The organism is Bacillus sp. FSL R5-0443, from assembly GCF_038608285.1.
GTDB lineage: Bacteria > Bacillota > Bacilli > Bacillales > Bacillaceae > Bacillus > Bacillus velezensis.
Genome location: NZ_CP152013.1, coordinates 3,564,665 through 3,581,643 on the forward strand (window position 1 = coordinate 3,564,665; position 16,979 = coordinate 3,581,643).

The 16,979-nt window shown below is 46.0% G+C and carries 20 protein-coding genes, 1 tRNA gene and 2 pseudogenes; 8 read left to right on the plus strand and 15 right to left on the minus strand.

All coding sequences use genetic code 11. The features are described 5' to 3' along the window. Nucleotides 1-7 precede the first annotated feature (7 nt). From NYE28_RS17970 to NYE28_RS18000, 7 genes are all read right to left on the minus strand, one after another. The gene (locus NYE28_RS17970) at nt 8-1,111 is read right to left on the minus strand and encodes an EpsG family protein (RefSeq protein WP_032867035.1); all 1,104 of its coding nucleotides are present in this window, start codon (nt 1,109-1,111) and stop codon (nt 8-10) included. Nucleotides 1,112-1,114: 3 nt separating this feature from the next. Beyond that, the gene (locus NYE28_RS17975) at nt 1,115-2,251 is read right to left on the minus strand and encodes a glycosyltransferase family 1 protein (protein ID WP_327975722.1); all 1,137 of its coding nucleotides are present in this window, start codon (nt 2,249-2,251) and stop codon (nt 1,115-1,117) included. Beyond that, nucleotides 2,244-3,086: a glycosyltransferase gene (locus NYE28_RS17980; RefSeq protein ID WP_020954328.1), complete on the minus strand. Its 843-nt coding sequence runs from the start codon at nt 3,084-3,086 to the stop codon at nt 2,244-2,246. Before NYE28_RS17980 ends, NYE28_RS17975 begins: the two co-directional genes overlap by 8 nt. Then, nucleotides 3,083-4,222 carry a glycosyltransferase family 4 protein gene (locus NYE28_RS17985; RefSeq protein ID WP_160242321.1) on the minus strand — a complete coding sequence of 380 codons (1,140 nt, stop codon included), beginning with the start codon at nt 4,220-4,222 and terminating at the stop codon, nt 3,083-3,085. The genes NYE28_RS17980 and NYE28_RS17985 overlap by 4 nt, the downstream gene beginning before the upstream one ends. Before the next feature lie 15 nt (nt 4,223-4,237). Then, on the minus strand, nt 4,238-6,055 hold the full coding sequence (locus NYE28_RS17990) for a nucleoside-diphosphate sugar epimerase/dehydratase (RefSeq protein ID WP_172645820.1): 1,818 nt from the start codon (nt 6,053-6,055) through the stop codon (nt 4,238-4,240). Nucleotides 6,056-6,276: 221 nt separating this feature from the next. Beyond that, nucleotides 6,277-6,957 carry a CpsD/CapB family tyrosine-protein kinase gene (locus NYE28_RS17995; protein ID WP_342490199.1) on the minus strand — a complete coding sequence of 227 codons (681 nt, stop codon included), beginning with the start codon at nt 6,955-6,957 and terminating at the stop codon, nt 6,277-6,279. A 5-nt stretch (nt 6,958-6,962) separates the two neighbouring features. Next, nucleotides 6,963-7,670 (minus strand): Wzz/FepE/Etk N-terminal domain-containing protein, encoded by a 708-nt coding sequence (locus tag NYE28_RS18000; RefSeq protein ID WP_132105792.1) that lies wholly within the window; start codon nt 7,668-7,670, stop codon nt 6,963-6,965. A gap of 244 nt (nt 7,671-7,914) precedes the next feature. Between NYE28_RS18000 and NYE28_RS18005 the strand changes: the two genes are divergently transcribed. The 3 genes from NYE28_RS18005 (at nt 7,915) to NYE28_RS18015 (ending at nt 10,240) form a co-directional block, all read left to right on the plus strand. Next, nucleotides 7,915-8,370, plus strand: a complete 456-nt coding sequence (locus tag NYE28_RS18005; RefSeq protein ID WP_003151541.1) for a helix-turn-helix domain-containing protein — start codon at nt 7,915-7,917, stop codon at nt 8,368-8,370. Between the two features lie 80 nt (nt 8,371-8,450). Beyond that, nucleotides 8,451-9,899, plus strand: coding sequence for a carboxylesterase/lipase family protein (locus tag NYE28_RS18010; RefSeq protein ID WP_069007622.1), 1,449 nt, complete (start codon nt 8,451-8,453; stop codon nt 9,897-9,899). Nucleotides 9,900-10,039: 140 nt separating this feature from the next. Beyond that, nucleotides 10,040-10,240: a hypothetical protein gene (locus NYE28_RS18015; protein WP_069007621.1), complete on the plus strand. Its 201-nt coding sequence runs from the start codon at nt 10,040-10,042 to the stop codon at nt 10,238-10,240. 31 nt (nt 10,241-10,271) lie between these two features. Here NYE28_RS18015 and NYE28_RS18020 read toward each other — a convergent pair whose 3' ends face one another. Together NYE28_RS18020 and NYE28_RS18025 are read right to left on the minus strand one after the other, a co-directional pair. After that, on the minus strand, nt 10,272-10,802 hold the full coding sequence (locus NYE28_RS18020; protein WP_015240641.1) for a dihydrofolate reductase family protein: 531 nt from the start codon (nt 10,800-10,802) through the stop codon (nt 10,272-10,274). Between the two features lie 79 nt (nt 10,803-10,881). Next, nucleotides 10,882-11,511, minus strand: coding sequence for a YitT family protein (locus tag NYE28_RS18025; protein WP_094032512.1), 630 nt, complete (start codon nt 11,509-11,511; stop codon nt 10,882-10,884). A gap of 133 nt (nt 11,512-11,644) precedes the next feature. On the opposite strand from NYE28_RS18025, the gene NYE28_RS18030 reads away from it, so the two are divergent. Then, complete coding sequence (locus NYE28_RS18030) at nt 11,645-12,163, plus strand: GNAT family N-acetyltransferase (RefSeq protein WP_337681164.1); 519 nt, start codon at nt 11,645-11,647, stop codon at nt 12,161-12,163. Between the two features lie 41 nt (nt 12,164-12,204). Here NYE28_RS18030 and NYE28_RS18035 read toward each other — a convergent pair whose 3' ends face one another. The 4 genes from NYE28_RS18035 to NYE28_RS18050 form a co-directional block, all read right to left on the minus strand. Continuing rightward, nucleotides 12,205-12,693 carry a phenolic acid decarboxylase gene (locus NYE28_RS18035; RefSeq protein WP_014305882.1) on the minus strand — a complete coding sequence of 163 codons (489 nt, stop codon included), beginning with the start codon at nt 12,691-12,693 and terminating at the stop codon, nt 12,205-12,207. A 21-nt stretch (nt 12,694-12,714) separates the two neighbouring features. Beyond that, complete coding sequence (locus NYE28_RS18040; RefSeq protein ID WP_007407401.1) at nt 12,715-12,873, minus strand: DUF3237 family protein; 159 nt, start codon at nt 12,871-12,873, stop codon at nt 12,715-12,717. A gap of 243 nt (nt 12,874-13,116) precedes the next feature. Then, on the minus strand, nt 13,117-13,401 hold the full coding sequence (locus tag NYE28_RS18045) for a DUF1433 domain-containing protein (protein ID WP_342490200.1): 285 nt from the start codon (nt 13,399-13,401) through the stop codon (nt 13,117-13,119). Nucleotides 13,402-13,538: 137 nt separating this feature from the next. Continuing rightward, nucleotides 13,539-13,853: a DUF1433 domain-containing protein gene (locus NYE28_RS18050; RefSeq protein WP_015240645.1), complete on the minus strand. Its 315-nt coding sequence runs from the start codon at nt 13,851-13,853 to the stop codon at nt 13,539-13,541. A 106-nt stretch (nt 13,854-13,959) separates the two neighbouring features. Here NYE28_RS18050 and NYE28_RS18055 point away from each other — a divergent pair. Beyond that, nucleotides 13,960-14,313: pseudogene (locus tag NYE28_RS18055) on the plus strand (lipase); the annotation flags it as partial. Nucleotides 14,314-14,398: 85 nt separating this feature from the next. Further along, nucleotides 14,399-14,521, plus strand: a pseudogene (locus tag NYE28_RS18060) (sporulation transcription factor Spo0A); the annotation flags it as partial. A gap of 181 nt (nt 14,522-14,702) precedes the next feature. On the opposite strand, the gene NYE28_RS18065 reads toward NYE28_RS18060, so the two are convergent. Then, nucleotides 14,703-15,017, minus strand: a complete 315-nt coding sequence (locus NYE28_RS18065; protein WP_012118522.1) for a DUF1433 domain-containing protein — start codon at nt 15,015-15,017, stop codon at nt 14,703-14,705. 51 nt (nt 15,018-15,068) lie between these two features. Here NYE28_RS18065 and NYE28_RS18070 point away from each other — a divergent pair, with 51 nt between their 5' ends. Both NYE28_RS18070 and NYE28_RS18075 read left to right on the plus strand, forming a co-directional pair. Next, on the plus strand, nt 15,069-16,496 hold the full coding sequence (locus NYE28_RS18070) for a lipase (protein ID WP_342490201.1): 1,428 nt from the start codon (nt 15,069-15,071) through the stop codon (nt 16,494-16,496). Between the two features lie 16 nt (nt 16,497-16,512). Further along, on the plus strand, nt 16,513-16,824 hold the full coding sequence (locus NYE28_RS18075) for a hypothetical protein (protein ID WP_012118524.1): 312 nt from the start codon (nt 16,513-16,515) through the stop codon (nt 16,822-16,824). 60 nt (nt 16,825-16,884) lie between these two features. Here the strand turns inward: NYE28_RS18075 and NYE28_RS18080 are convergent. Next, nucleotides 16,885-16,960, minus strand: a tRNA-Arg gene (locus tag NYE28_RS18080). Nucleotides 16,961-16,979 lie beyond the last annotated feature (19 nt).

The following is a 16,979-nucleotide window of genomic DNA, read 5'->3' on the forward strand; positions in this document are numbered from 1 at the left end:
GTGTCCATTACCGGGAAAAAATCGTTCTGTACGGAAGCACAGACGAATCGACCGGCATAAGCAAGTAACTGTAAAGAAAATAACAGACAATAATGGCGATATAAATCAGCGCATTTGATTTTTCATCAAAAATCCTCACAAAATAAGGGATCAGGATCATTTGGTACAGGCCGAAATATATATTAAACCGGGCGAAAATAACATCCTTTGTCGCCAAAAGACCGAAGAGCAGGCCGAGCAGACAGAAATTCACGATGACATCAATGTCAGGCCAGAGCTTCCGCAGCCGCTCCCGATAGCAGAAAGCCAAAAACAGCGGCAGAAGCAGCACCGCGATTTTTACGACGTTCATCCCATTCGTATTGGTCATCAGCCATTTCTCATAATGGCCGTACGAGCTGTTTTCCAGCACGACGACAAACAGCGAAATGAACTTCTGATACAGAAACGTCATAAGAAGAAACAATGCCGACAGTCCGAAAATCGCGGGCGACCAGGCTTTTTTTCTGACGAGAAAATAAACCGGAATCATAATCAGCGCTGAGGAATGAAAAAGCGAACACAGCAGCACGATTGACATATAACGCTTCCAGCTTCCGCTGATCACGTAGCGGACTGCCCAAAACAAAACGGCCGCCACCATATACTGCCTGATCCCGTTAAAGGAAGCGTAATAGTGATACGTGCCCAAAAACAAAAACACACTCAGCTCAAACGGACGGCCGAACTCAACGAGCCCCTTTAAAATAAAGCTGCACGTCACGACCGCCACGGTGAAATACATGATTTGCGGATCTTTCGTGATAAAATTCATGAGCCAGATGAGAGCCGTAAACCCCGGATCAACGGCTGCTTTTTTCGCTCCGAACCCGAAGATCTCCCAAATGCTTCCGTAATTTCCCGCCAGCTTGTACATCAGCGCGTACGTCTGAAAATCCGTCCCGACTCTGTAGCGCAAACCGGAGACCAATACGAGCGAAAGCAGCGGAACGATCATGACGAGCTGATTCGGCCGGTATCCGGTCGAAAGCGATTGATCACGCCCGCCGCACATTTTCGCGAACCATGACCAAATATAAACAATTCCCATATTGACTACATATACAATCATTCGTTACTGTTCCTTTTTCCAATTCATATTGTAAAGCTTCATAACAGCCCCCGCATTTTCTCCCGCGTCATATCCCTGCCGTCTGAGGGTTTCTTTAATGCGCTCCCCGTCAGGCTTTGCCGCCTCTGCTGCCCGTAATACCGCGGATGCCCATTGTCCGGGCGGTTCTTTGAGGCTGAGCCTTTTGACCAGCCCGAGCCCGGCATCGGCTTCTTCCGTTATGCCGTCTGATATCACGCACGGCACCCCGGAGGCCTGCGCTTCAACGAGCGTGACGGGCAGCCCTTCATAAAGAGACGGCATGACAAATACATCCAGCGTTTTCAGCAGGGCATGAACGCGGTCTTCTATGCCGATAAAACGCACATCATCATCAAGCCCCAGCTTCGCCGCCAGATTTTCCATGTCGGTGCGAAGCGGACCGTCTCCGGCGAGAATCAGCTGTAAACCGATGCCCCGCTCTTTCATATCAGCGGCCAGCCGGAGCAGAAATTCGTGGTTTTTTTCTTCTGTAAAGCGGCCGATATGGCCGATCACCAAACGGCCGCCTGCAATGCCCCGCTTCCTTTTTTCAGCTTCTGTGTCCGCGCACCCGCCGGCAAATAAGCCGAGATCAATGCCGTTCGGCAAAAGATGCACGTCTTTTTCTTTCCCGAATAAGAAACGGCCCGCGTCTTCCCCGCAGGCGCACAGTGCCGTGGCGTTTGCCGTGATCAGCCGTCTGAAAACTAACAGCTGCATCCCGGCAAGCCGCGACGCCCGCCCCCGCCACGACGTACTGTGCGAATGGCAGATCCGCACCGGGACGCCGGCTAAACGAGCGGCAAGCGCGATGAATCCCGACTGAAAATCGGTATGGGCGTGCACGGCGGCAAACGGGCCTTTTTCCTGAATCACCCGCTTGACCTGTTTCACAAATGTAATCGGGTTTGTGCTGCCGATGCTCGGCACATAAAAAAGCCGTCCGCCGAGAGCGAGAATTTCCTCATCATAAGCGCACGGATCGTTCCTATGGGTTAAAAAATCAAACTGCACCTTCGTTCTGTCCATCTTCCGGTACAAATTCATCATCATCGTTTCTGCGCCGCCCCTGTTCATCCCGCTGAAGATGTGCAGCACCCGCATCGGTTTGTCAGTCATGTTCGGCAAGCCCTTCTTTTTGGCGGATGTCCCTGTTTTTATGATAACGGTTCATGACCGCGGGCGGCGTAATGGCGCGGATGAGCGGCTTTGCGATATACGCGTAATGGGAAAGCGGCAGCTTCAGCCGTCTGCATGCCTGAAAAACGAGGACCGCGTTATCAATGGAATACGTAAACGATCTCCTTTTAAACGCATCACTGTCCTCTCTTACTTTATACAGCGTTTCTTGGAGATTGTACCCCCGGAAACCCGCTTCAAAAAAGCGCAGCCACAAATCGATATCCTCCATCCGCCGCGTCCGCCTGACTGACCGGTAGCCGCCAAGCGCTTTGTACGCTTCGGCCCGCATCATAACGGTGCCGTGGCAGAACGGTGTGCCTTTCGCCATAATTCCCGGTTTCGGCACGGGCGGCAAAAGCCGGGCGCCCCTTACGCCGAATTCGTCAAATACGAGCATCCCCGTGCCTACGACTTGATAGTGGGCGTGCTTGTTTAAGAAAGCGGCCTGTTTTTCCAGTCTCCTCGGGTTGGAGATGTCATCACCGTCCTGCCTGGCGATATAATCCCCCGTTGCGTATGTCAGACAGCGGTTCAGCGAAGCGGCAAGCCGTTGATTTGTCTTATTTTGAATCAGCGTAATCCGGTCGCCGTAATGATCCGCGTAACGGCGCGCAATCTGATACGTTCCGTCAGTTGACGCGTCATCACACATAATCAGTTCCCAATTCTTATAAGATTGGCTCAGGATGGATTCAATACTCTCCGCTAAAGTCTCTTCGCAATTATAAATTCCCATGATGACGGAAATTTTCGGTTGTGCTCCTGCATTCATACGCTTTTCTCCTTTTTATCCATATAACCGGCGTAAATGTGCGCCATTTCCTTTACCGTACGTGTTTCCGAAAAACATTCCGCCGTCCTGCGCCCTTCTTGTCCCATTGCTTTTCGCAGACACGGGGAGCGGTACAGCTTTTCAATCCGATCGGCAAATGCCGCGCTGTCCCCGGCCGGCACGAGAAAACCGTTCACGCCGTCTTCGATGATCTCACGGTGCCCCCTGTTGTCCGCGGCAACGGCCGGCTTTTCGGCAGCCATTCCTTCAAGCAGGTTCATGCCGAGCCCTTCGCGGATGCTTGAGGCGACAGACAGATCAGCAAGCTGAATCAGTTCATGAATATCGCGGCAAAAACCGTAAAACCGCACCATGTCGGGTACACCGAGTGATTCAGCCTTTTTTCTGTACGGCTCTTCCATCGCGCCTTCTCCGGCAAATACGAGTTTCAGCTCCGGGATGCGGTTCTTCAGCAGTGCCGCAGTCTCAATGAGAAGTCCCTGGTTTTTATTACCGTTTAATTCAGCGGGGTATACGAGAATAAATTCCCCGGCGCCGAAGCCGTGTTTTTCTCTCAGACGTTCACTCTCTTCCCGGCTCACAGGGCGAAATCTGTCTGTATTCACCCCGATGCCGTGTATTTTTTTCGCGCCGCAAGCTGTTTTTTTCATTTGCTTGGCCCGTTCGTAATCCTCTTCATTAATCGTAATTAAACAATCCGTGTAAGAAGAAAGAAATTTTTCGATCGGGTAATAAAGAAGCCAGTTTTTCAGGGGCGCTCCGTCGCAGAAGTGAAAGCCGTGCGCGGTGTACAGCACCTTTGTCCCTTTTTGGCGCGCTTGTCTCGCCGCAAGGCGTGCGAGCACGCCGCCGACCGGCGTATGACAGTGAATCATGTCGTAGCCGTTGTCCTGAATGAGCCGTTTCAGCCGCCTGTAAACAGAAAGATTTTCGGGATGAAACGGCGAGCGACGGATCGGAATGGAAAACTTTTCATCAACGAACGGAAGATTCATATTGCCGCCTGCCGCGACGTGCACCTCCCAGCCCATATCCTGAAACCATTGAAAATACGGAAGATGAAAGGCTTTAAAATGATAATCGACAGTGGCGCAGAATAATACTTTTTTCGTCATCTTTCTGTCCTCCCATCACACGCCTGCGGCCGCTTCTTCATGTACTGATTCGATCGCCTCAAACAGCCTTTTTCTCAGCTCTTCTTCAGGCAGACGGCTGAATTCCTCCATAAAACGGATGAGCACGGCCCAATTCCCGTCCACCGCTTTCCCGATATGGATTTTCGGAAAAATCTGCTCCGTATGTACTTCATTATGATTCAGCAATTCTTCATACATCTTTTCTCCCGGGCGGATGCCGGAGAATTCGATGGGAATCTGTTCTGTCGTATAGCCTGATAAATGAATCAGGTTTTTTGCCAGATCGACGATTTTGACGGGTTCTCCCATATCCAGAACGAAAATCTGCCGCCCTTTTGCAAGCGCCCCGGCCTGAATGACGAGTCTTGACGCTTCGGGAATCGTCATAAAATATCTTGTCATCGCCGGATGCGTGACGGTGACGGGTCCGCCTTTTTCAATCTGCTTTTTGAAAATCGGAATGACGCTGCCGCGGCTTCCGAGCACATTTCCGAAACGGACGGCGGCGAATTTGGTGCGGCTGACCTTTCCGAGGTTCATGATGACCATTTCCGCAAACCGTTTCGTCGCGCCCATGACATTGGCCGGATTGACCGCTTTGTCAGAAGAAATCAGCACGAATGTTTCCGTTCCGCACATGTCGGCGGCTTCGGCGACATTTTTCGTGCCGATAATGTTGTTTTTAACGGCTTCTTCCGGATTATGTTCCATTAACGGCACATGTTTATGGGCAGCCGCATGATAGACGACGTGCGGCTCGTATTTTTTCATCAAAGTAAAGATTTTATCTCTGTCCTGAATATCGGCGATCTCCGCGTGAAAGAGGACCTCTTTGCCGAAGCGTGCGGACAGCTCGGTATGTACGGAATGAATGCTGTTCTCCCCGTGGCCGAGAAGGACGATTTCCCGCGGAAGAAACGCGCTGATCTGGCGGCAGATCTCAGAACCGATTGAGCCGCCGGCGCCTGTGACCAGAATCGTTTTTCCCTTGATGCTGTCAGAAATTTTGCTCGTATCAAGGGTGACCGGCTTTCTGCCGAGCAGATCTTCGGCTTTTACATCTCTGATGTGTCCGGCAGCCTGCGTTCCGAGCAGGATCTCATCAAATTGCGGCATGATTTTAATATGGGCGCCCGTCTGCACACATTCTTTGTATAACGTCTGAAGCTCATGGGTGCAAAGAGACGGAATGGCAATGATAATATGGTGGATTCTCAGCCTCTGCACCGCCGGCATAATGCTTTCTTTTCCGCCGATGACGGGCAGGCCCATGATTTCGAGCTTATGCTTCGTCTGATCATCATCAATAAAAGCCACAGGCATGATTCCGAGATCGTTTTTCTGGGTAAGCTGACGGACGAGCAGCGTCCCCCCCGAACCTGCGCCGATGATCAGCGCCCGGGAAGAGTCATTTTGCTTCCTGCCGATCGTTTCTTTCAGCACCCGTGAAATCATCCGGCTTCCTCCGATGAACAATAGCTGAACCATCCAGCTGACGGCCAACAGCCGGAACAAAATCGTGTGGAACACCCCGTATTGGACGGCCGCTGTTACGGCTGCTGACAGCGTGATCCCCTTCATCAAGGCAAGCAGCTCGCCTATTCCCGTGTACGTCCATACCTGCTTATACTGGTGAAACATAAAAGCGCATACATGATGGCTGATCAGCATGCTCACGGCAGTCAGCAGCAACGCTCCGGAGTCATAAAAGTGATAAGAATCCTCAAAAAATTGATATCCTATAACAACGGAAAGTAAAACGAGATACGTATCCAATGCAAAAATCATTGAAAGTCTTCTCCGGTAAGTCAATCTTTCCCCTCCTCATTTATCGGTTTAGCTGATACGGTTTTCGTAAAAACAGACATAACAGCTAAGCCGATAACAATGCATCATCTTAAGATAAAATTGGGCATTTAACCCGTCCTCACACCCCGCCACCGACGACCAGCATCTAAGGCGGCGAAAAACGCCGCCCACAGCAGAGCCGAGTGCCTCCGTTGATAAAGGTAAGGAGACATCACCTGCACCGCTCAATACGAGTAGTGCTCCGATTTTTTGATTTTCTTTTTATTCAGCAGCGCCCCCAAAAGCTTTGCCTTTGACTGCTGGAGAGCGTCTCTCGCCTTTTGGACGGTATCCATTTTCGTTTTTCCGCTCAAGACGACGAGAACGCTTCCATCTGTCTGGTTCGCTAAAATCTGTCCGTCCGCCACAGCCAAAAGCGGAGGTGAATCGAAAATAACCAGACTGTACCGGCTGTACATCTCCTGAATCAGCTCTCCCATCGCCTTTGAAGATAAAAGCTCAGCCGGATTCGGCGGCGTCGGCCCGCTCGTTAAGACGTAAAGGTTATCAATCAGCGTTTTTTGCACCGTTTCGCCGAGGGAAGCGTTTCCGACTAACACATTCGTAAGGCCTTGTACATTTTCAAGCTGATAGGTCTCGTGTATCGTCGGTTTTCGTAAATCCGCATCGACGAGCAGCACCTTTTTTTCCTGCTGCGCAAATACCGCGGCAAGGTTGGCGGCGCTGAATGATTTTCCTTCTCCCGGAACGGAAGAAGTGACGAGAATAGAGCGCAAATGGGTCTGAACAGAGGAGAACTCAATATTTGTCCGAATGGTGCGGTATTGTTCAGCCACCAATGATTTGTGATGTAAAACGGATATTTGAGCCAGTCCCCTTCTTGATTTCTTTTTTCTGAATCCCAAACGCCTCACTCCCCGAAATGTTTTTCATCAGACCGTGTCTGCTGATTTTTGATGTCATACACAACCCCTAAAACAGGCAAGTCTGTTTTTTCGCTGAGCTGCCGCTCGCTTTTAACGGTTTCATCAAGAAAATGGAGAAAAAACGCAAGCGTCACACCCGCCATGAGAGCCGCACCGAACGCCATCATGATATTCCTGATGCGCGAAGGCTTGACCATCGGGCTTTCCGATGCTTTTGCCTCAGACAAAACAATGACGCCTTTTATATTCATCCTGTCACGGACTTCTTTTTTAAATGTCTTCATCAGCGTGTTCGCTATAGCGGCGGCCTGTTTCGGATTCTCGTCCTGCACCGCTACGGTAATGATCTCTGAATCGGTTTCGCTGCTTGTCGTGATCTTTGCTTTTAAAGCGGATGCCGTCTCAGAAAGATGCAGCGTCTGCTTCACTTTCTCAAGCACTACCGGGCTTTTCATTATCGTTTGAAACGTATTGTTGTAATGAAGATTCAGCTGAACGTCGCTGAGATTCGAATTTTTTTCACCGCTTGTTTCATGAATGAGCATTTGGGTCGATGACTGATAAACGGGCGAAATCACCCGGAATTGGATGTATCCCGTCACCAGCGTTACAACTGCTGTCATGATAAAAATCAGTAAAAATCTGTGTTTAATAATGTCAAATAATTCTTTAAAACTCATATTCTCATTCATGTAATTACAGCCTCATCCTTATTGCATCAGGCTTAAACGCCCCCTTCTGTTAATGATTGGATTATAAAAGAAAAGGTCGAAATTTGAAAATTTCAAATTAAGCCATTTAGTTCTTTTTAAAGAACATTATCATGATTTTCCTCTTATTTACTGCACTTACCTTATAATTTTAAATTTTATAAAGAACGAAAAATTTCTTATAATGAACAAAAAAATGCCAGTATACAGGGGAGAATTCAGCACAATGATTGGAAGAATAATTCGTTTATACCGCAGAAGAAAAGGCTACTCTATTAATCAGCTAGCAGTTGAAGCAGGTGTCTCTAAATCTTATTTAAGCAAGATAGAACGGGGGGTTCACTCAAATCCATCCATCCAATTTCTGAAAAAGGTATCTGCCACCCTGCAGGTCGATCTGACGGAGCTTTTTGATGCCGAAACGATGCTGCATCACATGGGAGGCACGGAAGATGAGTGGCGCATCCACCTTGTGCAGGCCGTGCAGTCAGGCATGCCGAAAGAAGAACTGTTCACCTTTACGAACAAACTGACTGAAAAACGCCCGGAGCCCGCACCCTACCGCAACAGAAAACTGACTGAATCCAACATTGAGGAATGGAAAGCTCTGATGCAGGAAGCCAAAGAACTCGGCTTGTCCGTTCAGGAAGTCAGATCATTTTTAGAACGGAAGCGTTACTGATGATATGCTGATGAAAAGGCTTTTATTCGCTTCATGTCTTCATCTCTGTTTATAATGAAAAGAAAAAAGGGGATGAAATCATGACAAAACTTACCGTTCAAACCCGCTCCGGCGCACTGAAAGGAACTGCCGGCCGCGGTGCCCGCATATGGAAGGGCATACCGTACGCGAAGCCGCCCGTCGGAGAGCTCAGATTTAAAGCGCCGGAGCCGCCCGCACCTTGGGACGGCGTAAAACATGCCGATTCGTTCGGACCGGTTTGTCCGCAGCCGGATGATATGCTGTCTATATCGTTTTCCGGAGATGTACCGCCTCAATCTGAAGATTGCCTTTACCTCAATGTTTTCGCCCCCGATTCAGAGGGCGAAAAAAAGCCTGTCATGGTATGGATACACGGCGGGGCATTTTATTTAGGTGCCGGAAGCGAACCGCTTTACGACGGATCTGCCCTTGCCGCTGACGGAGATGTCATTATAGTGACACTCAATTACAGGCTCGGACCATTCGGCTTTTTACATTTGTCTTCTATTCATGACGCGTATTCCGCCAATATCGGGCTGCTCGATCAGATCGCCGCGCTGCGCTGGGTGAGGGACAATATCTCCGAATTTGGAGGAGACCCGGATAACGTCACGATATTTGGTGAATCGGCAGGCGGCATGAGCATCGCCTCCCTTATGGCAATGCCTGACGCAAAAGGCCTGTTTCATAAAGCCATTTTAGAAAGCGGCGCCTCTCATACGATCCCGGCGGACATGGCAAAAGACATCGCGGCGGCATTTATTCATGAAGCCGGCACTGATCAATTGCAGGAGCTTTCCGTTAATGACCTGCTTAAGACTGCGGATAAAGTGCGGCGCTCACTAGATCAAAACATTTTTCAGCTTTTGTTTCAGCCCGCCATCGATCCGGCCACATTGCCTGCGGAACCGGTGAAAGCCATAGCAGACGGGGCCGCAGAAGGCATACCTATGATCATCGGAACCAATCGTGATGAAGCATATTTGTTTTTCACCCCTGATACAGACATTCATTCCGAGAAAAAGCAGCAAGATTATTTGCATTATTACCTCGGAGAGAACTGCACCGAGCAAGCAGCAGATTTATATCCGCATTCATTAAAGGGACAAATCGATATGATGACGGATCTGATTTTCTGGCGGCCGGCTGTCGCTTTCGCACAAGGACAGTCGCAGCACGCACCGGTCTGGATGTACCGCTTTGATTGGCATGGCGAAACACCGCCGTTTCATAAAGCCGTTCACGCTCTGGAATTGCCGTTTGTGTTCGGAAACTTTGATTCTTTGAGAAAGACGCTGCAAGAACCGCTCGGTGATGACGCAGAACAGCTTTCCAAACAAATCCAATCCGCATGGCTCGCTTTTGCAAAAACCGGAAACCCGAACACCTCTCACTTCAATTGGCCTGAATATGATACCGATTCACGCGAAACTTTGCTTTTCAACACGGATACCGCTGTCGAAAGTGATCCCGATTCAGCAAAACGCCGCATCTTGTTTCAAGCATAAAAAACGCCAAGGGAGCCGGCTCCCTTGGCGTTTCGTTTTCATCTTACTTCAGACATCGCAGAAAATCCATTTCCGCATTACCCTGATATGTTATATTCTAACCCAATACGTTAACCAAACATTCATAAAGGAGTTTTTATATGGAGAAATCAAGTATTATCGGCACAGCTGCCGTTATAATCGGGGCGCTTATGACCTTAGTTTCATTAATATTCCTGCGCGACACTGATTTCTATGCCGTGAGGTGGATAGGGGTTGTTATCATGGTTGCAGGATTTTCATGCGGGCCGGCCCACACCATTTCAAAACATAAAAACAAACATGAAAAAGAAACCCGGTAACCTTTACTGGGTTTCTTTCATACACTTCATTTTATCTCACTTCATAATGCAACTCCGCAAATTGCTTATAGCGCCTGACATCAGTCAGCTTCAGCCCTGTCTCCCGGTCTCCGGGTTTGAACAAAGAAATTCCGCGGCCGAGCAGAACGGGGGCGATCTGAATGATAAACTCATCGACAAGTTTTTCCTCCAAAACCGGGTGCAGCAGATCACTCCCGCCGACAATCCAAATCCGCTTGCCTTCTCGGCGTTTCAATGCTTTTATAAAATCGGCAGGCTCTTCATGAATAAACCGCACATGTTCAGTGCCCCCGGTCAATGTCCGCGAAAACACATAGCATTCTTTACCTTTGTACGGAAATTCCTCAGGCAATAAAACCAATATGTCCTCGTATGTTTTTCTGCCCATGATGATCGTATCGACAGATTCATAGAAAGCTTCATAATCGGTGCCGTCTTCACCTTCAGTTCCGATTAACCAATCTAAAGAGTGATTTTCCCGCGCAAGGTAGCCATCTGCGCTGACAGCTCCGTAAAAAACGAGCTTTCTTTGACCGCTCATAAAAATCCCTCCCCCTTTTTTATTATACCTTGAACATGCGGATGAAATGAAAAATGATAGAATCGGGTAAAAACCCCCGTTACCGGGTTTTCGTTTCTTCCTGCTTTGGAGATGCTGTTAATATGCCGTCTATCCATCTTCCGGTAATCGGCATAAAGAAATGGAGAATGACCCCTCCTAAACAAACGGTTAATAACGTTCCGATGCCTACCGGACCTTTTAGCATCACGGCCAGTATGAAAAATATGAAGTAAATGACCGTTCTTGAAAAAAAGATGCTTCTCCCGGTTAATTCGCGGACAATTAACGTTAACCGATCAACCGGGATCGGTGCGAAATTTGTGTGCAGATAGGTTGCGGTTCCTATCCCTATCACAACTAAACCGATTGCAAAACAGCCCGCTTTTCCGTACCATGGTTCAGGCGTTATGATTCGGTGCAGAAAAAAAAGCCACATATCAATCCCGATTCCCGTTATAAACGCCGTAATCATCCCTGTAAATTCCGGTCTTTGTCTTTTTAACATTGAATTACAGCAAATTAACAGGAAAGCGATGATGATTTCCCAGCTTCCCACGGTAAGCCCTGCATGGACGGATAATCCCACAATAAGCGCATCAAAAGGCGACGTTCCAAGATCTGATTGAATCGTGACAGAAATACCAAAGGTCAAGATCATGATTCCTAAAACATAAAAAACATATTTCACTTTATCGTCCTCATTTTCTTATTTTATGTTGCAAATACAACAAAATTACGGTATGTTTACTATACGGTATTTTCATTGCAAATACAACAAAAAATCAGCTGATATGATAAATGAAGAAAGGAGCTGTATGACCATGAGTATTCAATTAAAAAAGTGCAGCCTTAACGATATAACAGAGCTCCGGGAGATAAGCATTGAAACATTCAATGATACATTTAAGGATCAAAATTCACCAGAAAATATGAAAGCTTATTTGGAAAATGCATTCCGCTCTGAACAGCTGAAAAAGGAATTATCCAATCTGTCTTCTCAATTCTATTTTGTTTATTATCATGATGACCTTGCGGGGTATGTAAAAGTCAACATGAACGAAGCACAATCAGAAAAAATGGGTGAAGATTCTCTTGAGATTGAGCGAATTTATATAAGAAAAAACCACCAGAAACACGGACTTGGCAAATATCTGCTGAATGAAGCGATGAAAATCGCAACAGCACACAATAAAAGGAAAATCTGGCTGGGCGTATGGGAAAAAAACGAAAATGCAATCGCCTTTTATCAAAAAATGGGGTTTGTCCAAACCGGAGAACACTCTTTTTATATGGGGGATGATAAACAAGTCGACTTTATCATGACCAAAACCCTGTCGTAAAAGGATACAAAAAACCCGGCCAAGCTGCCGGGTTTTTTCTCTTATTTTAATTTTCCCGCACGGATATCATCGGTCATTCCTTCGTACGGCGCTTCTGAAATCAATGTTTCGTTATTGATTCCCGCATTGTTGAGATACGTAATATCCGCAAACTCGGGAACGACATATTTCGGGTACGTTTCATATTTCTCACGTGACTCTTTCATCACGTCAATGTAATCATTTTGGTAGCACACCGTGATTTCCGGATGCTCATGCACCCATTTCGGGAAGAAAATAATTCCGTGCATCCGTTTTTCATTCGGCATAAAGTTTAAGGAAACATCTGTGCCTGTCGGTTCAGTCCATGACACTTTGTATACGCCTTCTGTCAGCTTGACGATATTCACTTCCTGGTCGCGCACCCAGCGGCCGCCTACCATTCCGCTATGAATCCGATAGTCGATCGTATGATCATTTTTAATATAGATTTCATACTCCCAGCCGTTTTCATACGTGTAAATCATATGGCTTCCGATAAAGTTTTCCATGTTGACTCACTCTCCATATTATTATTGAACTTCATAAATATCTAACCGAATGTCATCCGGCAATCGGACCGCAGCCCCGATAAACAGCCGGTCCTGCAGATGCTGATATGCCTCGCTGCTTGTTTCAAACACAGGCACAGTACGGAAATACACGTGCTCGGGATCAATGATGCGGTTCACTGACTCATAAATGACTTTTTTAAAGAAGGTTCATTCAAGGACGTATCACCTCCCGAGATATTATGTTTATTTAAACATGTAACTATTTACACGTTTAATTGTAACGCTGTTAAAATGGACTGTCAAATAATGAGCTGTTTCTGATTATGTTTTCCAATGTTCAATGAAAAAAGACAAGGGCGGCAAATGCCGACCCCTTGTCTTTTTCGTTTAGTGTATACTCATACCAGACGAGCGTCTTTATTAATAATCACAATCTTTATCTCTGCATTCTTTCTTACTTACAGCGTCTATTGAGTGCCCCATGATCTTGTCATTGGCCTTATCATAAATACCATCGAATTTATTCGATGTATCATCGTTGTAATAGCCAAATACCTCTATCCCGCCAATTGGATCTGTTTCGTATTTATCTTTAAATGTAACGTTATGTATTCCGTCGTAGTTCGCTTTGATAAATTTCTCCATTCGTTCTTGAGCAATCTTTATCTCTTCAGCCTGAACATTTTTATCATTACTATTCTTCATTATAAAACCTCCGGCTGCTATCAAGATAACCATGAAGATAATAATGTATTTTTTCACAGAATCATCCGTTCCATGAGTTATGATGAAGCTCGCGGACTGGAAAAAATGGTCAGTGACATCCAGTGCATTTAGGCGTCTTAAGATTTTTCTTCCGCATCCACAGAGGAGCTCCTTATTTTGTCTCCTGCAGGATCATATAAACCGTCAAATTCCTTAGTTTTATCGCCGTTTAGATACCCCTCAACTGTAATTCCGCCGGTTGGATCAATAAAATAATCATCATAAGAAATTTTATCTATACCCTTGTACTCGCTACGCAAGTATTCGGTCATTTTACTTTTGGCTTTTTCGAAAAGAGCATTTTCTTCCTTTTTGACATCATATTGATGCTTCATAATCAGCCCTCCAACAGTTATAATTAACACTAGTACAATAATAAGGTATTTTTTCAAAAAAAAAATCATCCTTTCCTTACCTTATTTTACATGACAAGAAAGGTGCTATATCTTGAGCAAGAAAATCAGGACTTCAAACCTGACAGATGAAACATATTACAGGATGAGTCAACGTTCTTATAACTATGACTATCTTAAAAGGAAATTAGAGAAGAACGATTATTTACGCATTAATTCTTCCATTTCAAAACCTACTTACTGGTACGTCGATCAAATAAAATCGGACAACGATACCGGACTTGATGCGGTTGTATTAGTACAAGCAGTGAAGAGTAACGGTAACTGGATAAAATCAAAAACCCCGAAAACGTGGTCGTCGCCTTTGCGGGAACCGATATCGGAAAAGACCCGATCAATGACGGCGAGAATATTGTTTTCGGAAATGATCCGAGAAAAGAAGTATATTATTTTGTAAAAGAAGATGCGGAGGATACATCGAACGGTCGGAACCTACAATAGGATTTGGTTCATCATAAATGTTTGATAGCTTAATATTGCAGTGCTTCTTTGACTTCCCCTCATGGATTAAGTGAACACAACTACTGAAAACTTGATATGAATATACTTTCAGCATGTCAAAAGCAAAGCTAACCAATTCAGAATTCATCGCGATTGTTGCTGACAAGTTAAGATTGGAACTTAAAGCGAGTGAAATGCTGATCTGACGTTTTTCCTATCGTTGAGTTGTCATGATATTTGTACCGTTAATATCGGGGATACCTCGACAAATGAGACGGTAGAGGCGATTGGTCTCAGGAATAGGTTTGAACTGTATGAGAAACATATCACGAATTTTGTAAGATAATTAAACAAAATAAATACCCACTCATCCCTGAGGTGGGTATTTTACCTTTCTTCGGCATTGACCACTGAAATACCTATCTCCTTGTTCGTCGGATCATATATACCGGAAAATTCTTTTTCTTTATTATTATTTATGTAGCCTGAAACTTCAACTCCGCCTGTCGGATCGATATTGTAGTCTTTTGAAAAATGAACTTCCTGTACATTTTTATAGTCTTTTTTTAAGTAATTCTTCATGTGCTCTTGCGCCTCAATCACAAGTTTTTCTTCGTTTTTATGTTTATCATATTGACGCTTCACGAAAAAACCTCCCACTGCTATAATTATAACAATTAGGATAATAATGTATTTTCTCATGCGTATCATCCTTTCGGAACTATTTTACAATATAAGAAAGGTGATGTATATATGCCAAAAGGAAAAGAAATAACCGTCTCTAATGTCACAGATAAAGAATATTACCGTTTGAGTCAAGCAGCTTACAATTATAAAATGTTAGCCCTGCATATGAAATATAAAACTCCTTATAAAATAAGTAAGACGTCATATTGGTACGTTGAGAAAGTGAAGCAGGATTCTGATACGGGTCTTGATGCCTTTGTATTCTCAAAAGGCATCAAGTCCAAAAACGGAAAATGGACAAAATCAAAAAACCCCGAAAACGTGGTCGTCGCCTTTGCGGGAACCGATATCGGAAAAGACCCGATCAATGACGGCGTAAAAGCGGACGGCGGCAATATTGTTTTCGGAAATAACCCGAAAAAAGAAGTGTATTATATTGTAAAAAAAGAAGCGGAGGATACCTCGAAAACACTCGGAAAATACAATGGAACGCCCTCTCAAGACGCCATGCTCACAACCGGAAAGTATAAGCTGATAACGAAAACATCGCAAATCGATCAAGCCGATCAGCTGGTACGCAGCGTAAAGAAAAAGTATGCCGGAACGTCAACGATTATTTCAACAACCGGCCATTCACTCGGCGGCGCTGAGGCCGAATACAGCGCGGTGAATAATGATGTGTATGCCGTCGCGTTTAACAGTCCTTCCGTCGTGAAACTGCACGATGAGGAAACACAGAAAGACATCAACAGCGGCATTTACGATCCTTACATCCGGTCAATTATCAATCCGGACGACATGGTCGGGGCAGGTTATTGGAACGAATATGACCGCCACAACGGGACAACAATTTATACGAAAAACCCCTCGCTCTCACAGTTCAGCCGAAAGCAGCGGCTTGATGGGAAATTGAGCGAGCAGATCGGAAAAAATCTCGCTTATTTCTTCACTACTGTCATTCTGAGAAATCCGGATACACACGGCTTAAACGAAGCGAATTTCATATTTGACAGAAACGGAACTATCGCAAATCCGAACGGAGATGAATTAGTCTTTGACAAAAACCTCGGCGCTCTTCTGCCGGCCGGTGCGATCGGAAGCGGAGACGCGATAAAAGTAACGCCGACAAACGCAAAGAAGCTGGCTGAAAAGGTGCAGGCTATGACTGAGGATTTGCGGACGATGAAAAAAGAAGCGCAGAACGCCTATCAGGAGCACGATGAAAAAATCGCCGAGCTGAAAACAGAATTCTACGGTCAAGTCGGACACGGCTTGTTTGACCAGCTTCAAGCACAGGACGTGACCAATACCATTGAAGATATTGCGCTATCTTACGAGAAAGGCCCGATTTTTTACGACACTCAGGCTGAGCAGGCGTTTATTGATTCTTTGCAGGCGGCGATCACGGACCTAGAAGAGATCGGCGGATTCTTACATAAAATAGCAGACGAATTTCAGAAAAAAGACCAGATGCTCGCAAACTGGTTAAGATGATAGAGGTGGATACATAATGCCGACATTAGACGAACTTTTAGAACACAAGGACGACCCGATGAAGAAAAGGCTGCAGCGGCAGATGCTGAAAACAGGGATGACGCAGGCAGCGGGGACAAAACTGGAGACAGTGCGCCGAACGCTGAAACCGACATTCGAAATGGATACGTTGAAAGATGAATTATATGAAGTGTATTCAGCACTATTGAACAGCTTTGAAGGCAAGGCGCAAAAAGCTCTCGCGCAGCGGATCAGTGAAAGTGCGCGGCTGATTGCCGGAACCGAACATAACAGAGACACATTCGTTAACAGTTTCAAAACAAGATAAAATAAAAAAACCTCGCAGATTTATCATCTGCGAGGTTTTTCCTATCGTCTTTAACTGAGACGCGCTCGGAGGGATTCGAACCCCCGACAGACGTGGTACCGGAAACCACCGCTCTATCCAACTGAGCTACGAGCGCACGTTTTTTCAATCAGATA

What these genes read in the sequence shown, in the direction of transcription:
- NYE28_RS18000 (WP_132105792.1), bottom strand. Translation starts at nt 7,670, where the DNA reads ATGAATGAGAATATGAGTTTTAAAGAATTATTTGACATTATTAAACAC.
- NYE28_RS18035 (WP_014305882.1), bottom strand. Translation starts at nt 12,693, where the DNA reads ATGGAAAACTTTATCGGAAGCCATATGATTTACACGTATGAAAACGGC.
- NYE28_RS18065 (WP_012118522.1), bottom strand. Translation starts at nt 15,017, where the DNA reads ATGAGAAAATACATTATTATCCTAATTGTTATAATTATAGCAGTGGGA.
- NYE28_RS18005 (WP_003151541.1), top strand. Translation starts at nt 7,915, where the DNA reads ATGATTGGAAGAATAATTCGTTTATACCGCAGAAGAAAAGGCTACTCT.
- NYE28_RS18015 (WP_069007621.1), top strand. Translation starts at nt 10,040, where the DNA reads ATGGAGAAATCAAGTATTATCGGCACAGCTGCCGTTATAATCGGGGCG.
- NYE28_RS18070 (WP_342490201.1), top strand. Translation starts at nt 15,069, where the DNA reads ATGCCAAAAGGAAAAGAAATAACCGTCTCTAATGTCACAGATAAAGAA.
- NYE28_RS18010 (WP_069007622.1), top strand. Translation starts at nt 8,451, where the DNA reads ATGACAAAACTTACCGTTCAAACCCGCTCCGGCGCACTGAAAGGAACT.
- NYE28_RS17980 (WP_020954328.1), bottom strand. Translation starts at nt 3,086, where the DNA reads ATGAATGCAGGAGCACAACCGAAAATTTCCGTCATCATGGGAATTTAT.
- NYE28_RS18020 (WP_015240641.1), bottom strand. Translation starts at nt 10,802, where the DNA reads ATGAGCGGTCAAAGAAAGCTCGTTTTTTACGGAGCTGTCAGCGCAGAT.
- NYE28_RS17970 (WP_032867035.1), bottom strand. Translation starts at nt 1,111, where the DNA reads ATGATTGTATATGTAGTCAATATGGGAATTGTTTATATTTGGTCATGG.
- NYE28_RS17985 (WP_160242321.1), bottom strand. Translation starts at nt 4,222, where the DNA reads ATGACGAAAAAAGTATTATTCTGCGCCACTGTCGATTATCATTTTAAA.
- NYE28_RS18075 (WP_012118524.1), top strand. Translation starts at nt 16,513, where the DNA reads ATGCCGACATTAGACGAACTTTTAGAACACAAGGACGACCCGATGAAG.
- NYE28_RS18045 (WP_342490200.1), bottom strand. Translation starts at nt 13,401, where the DNA reads ATGAAGAATAGTAATGATAAAAATGTTCAGGCTGAAGAGATAAAGATT.
- NYE28_RS17975 (WP_327975722.1), bottom strand. Translation starts at nt 2,251, where the DNA reads ATGACTGACAAACCGATGCGGGTGCTGCACATCTTCAGCGGGATGAAC.
- NYE28_RS18030 (WP_337681164.1), top strand. Translation starts at nt 11,645, where the DNA reads ATGAGTATTCAATTAAAAAAGTGCAGCCTTAACGATATAACAGAGCTC.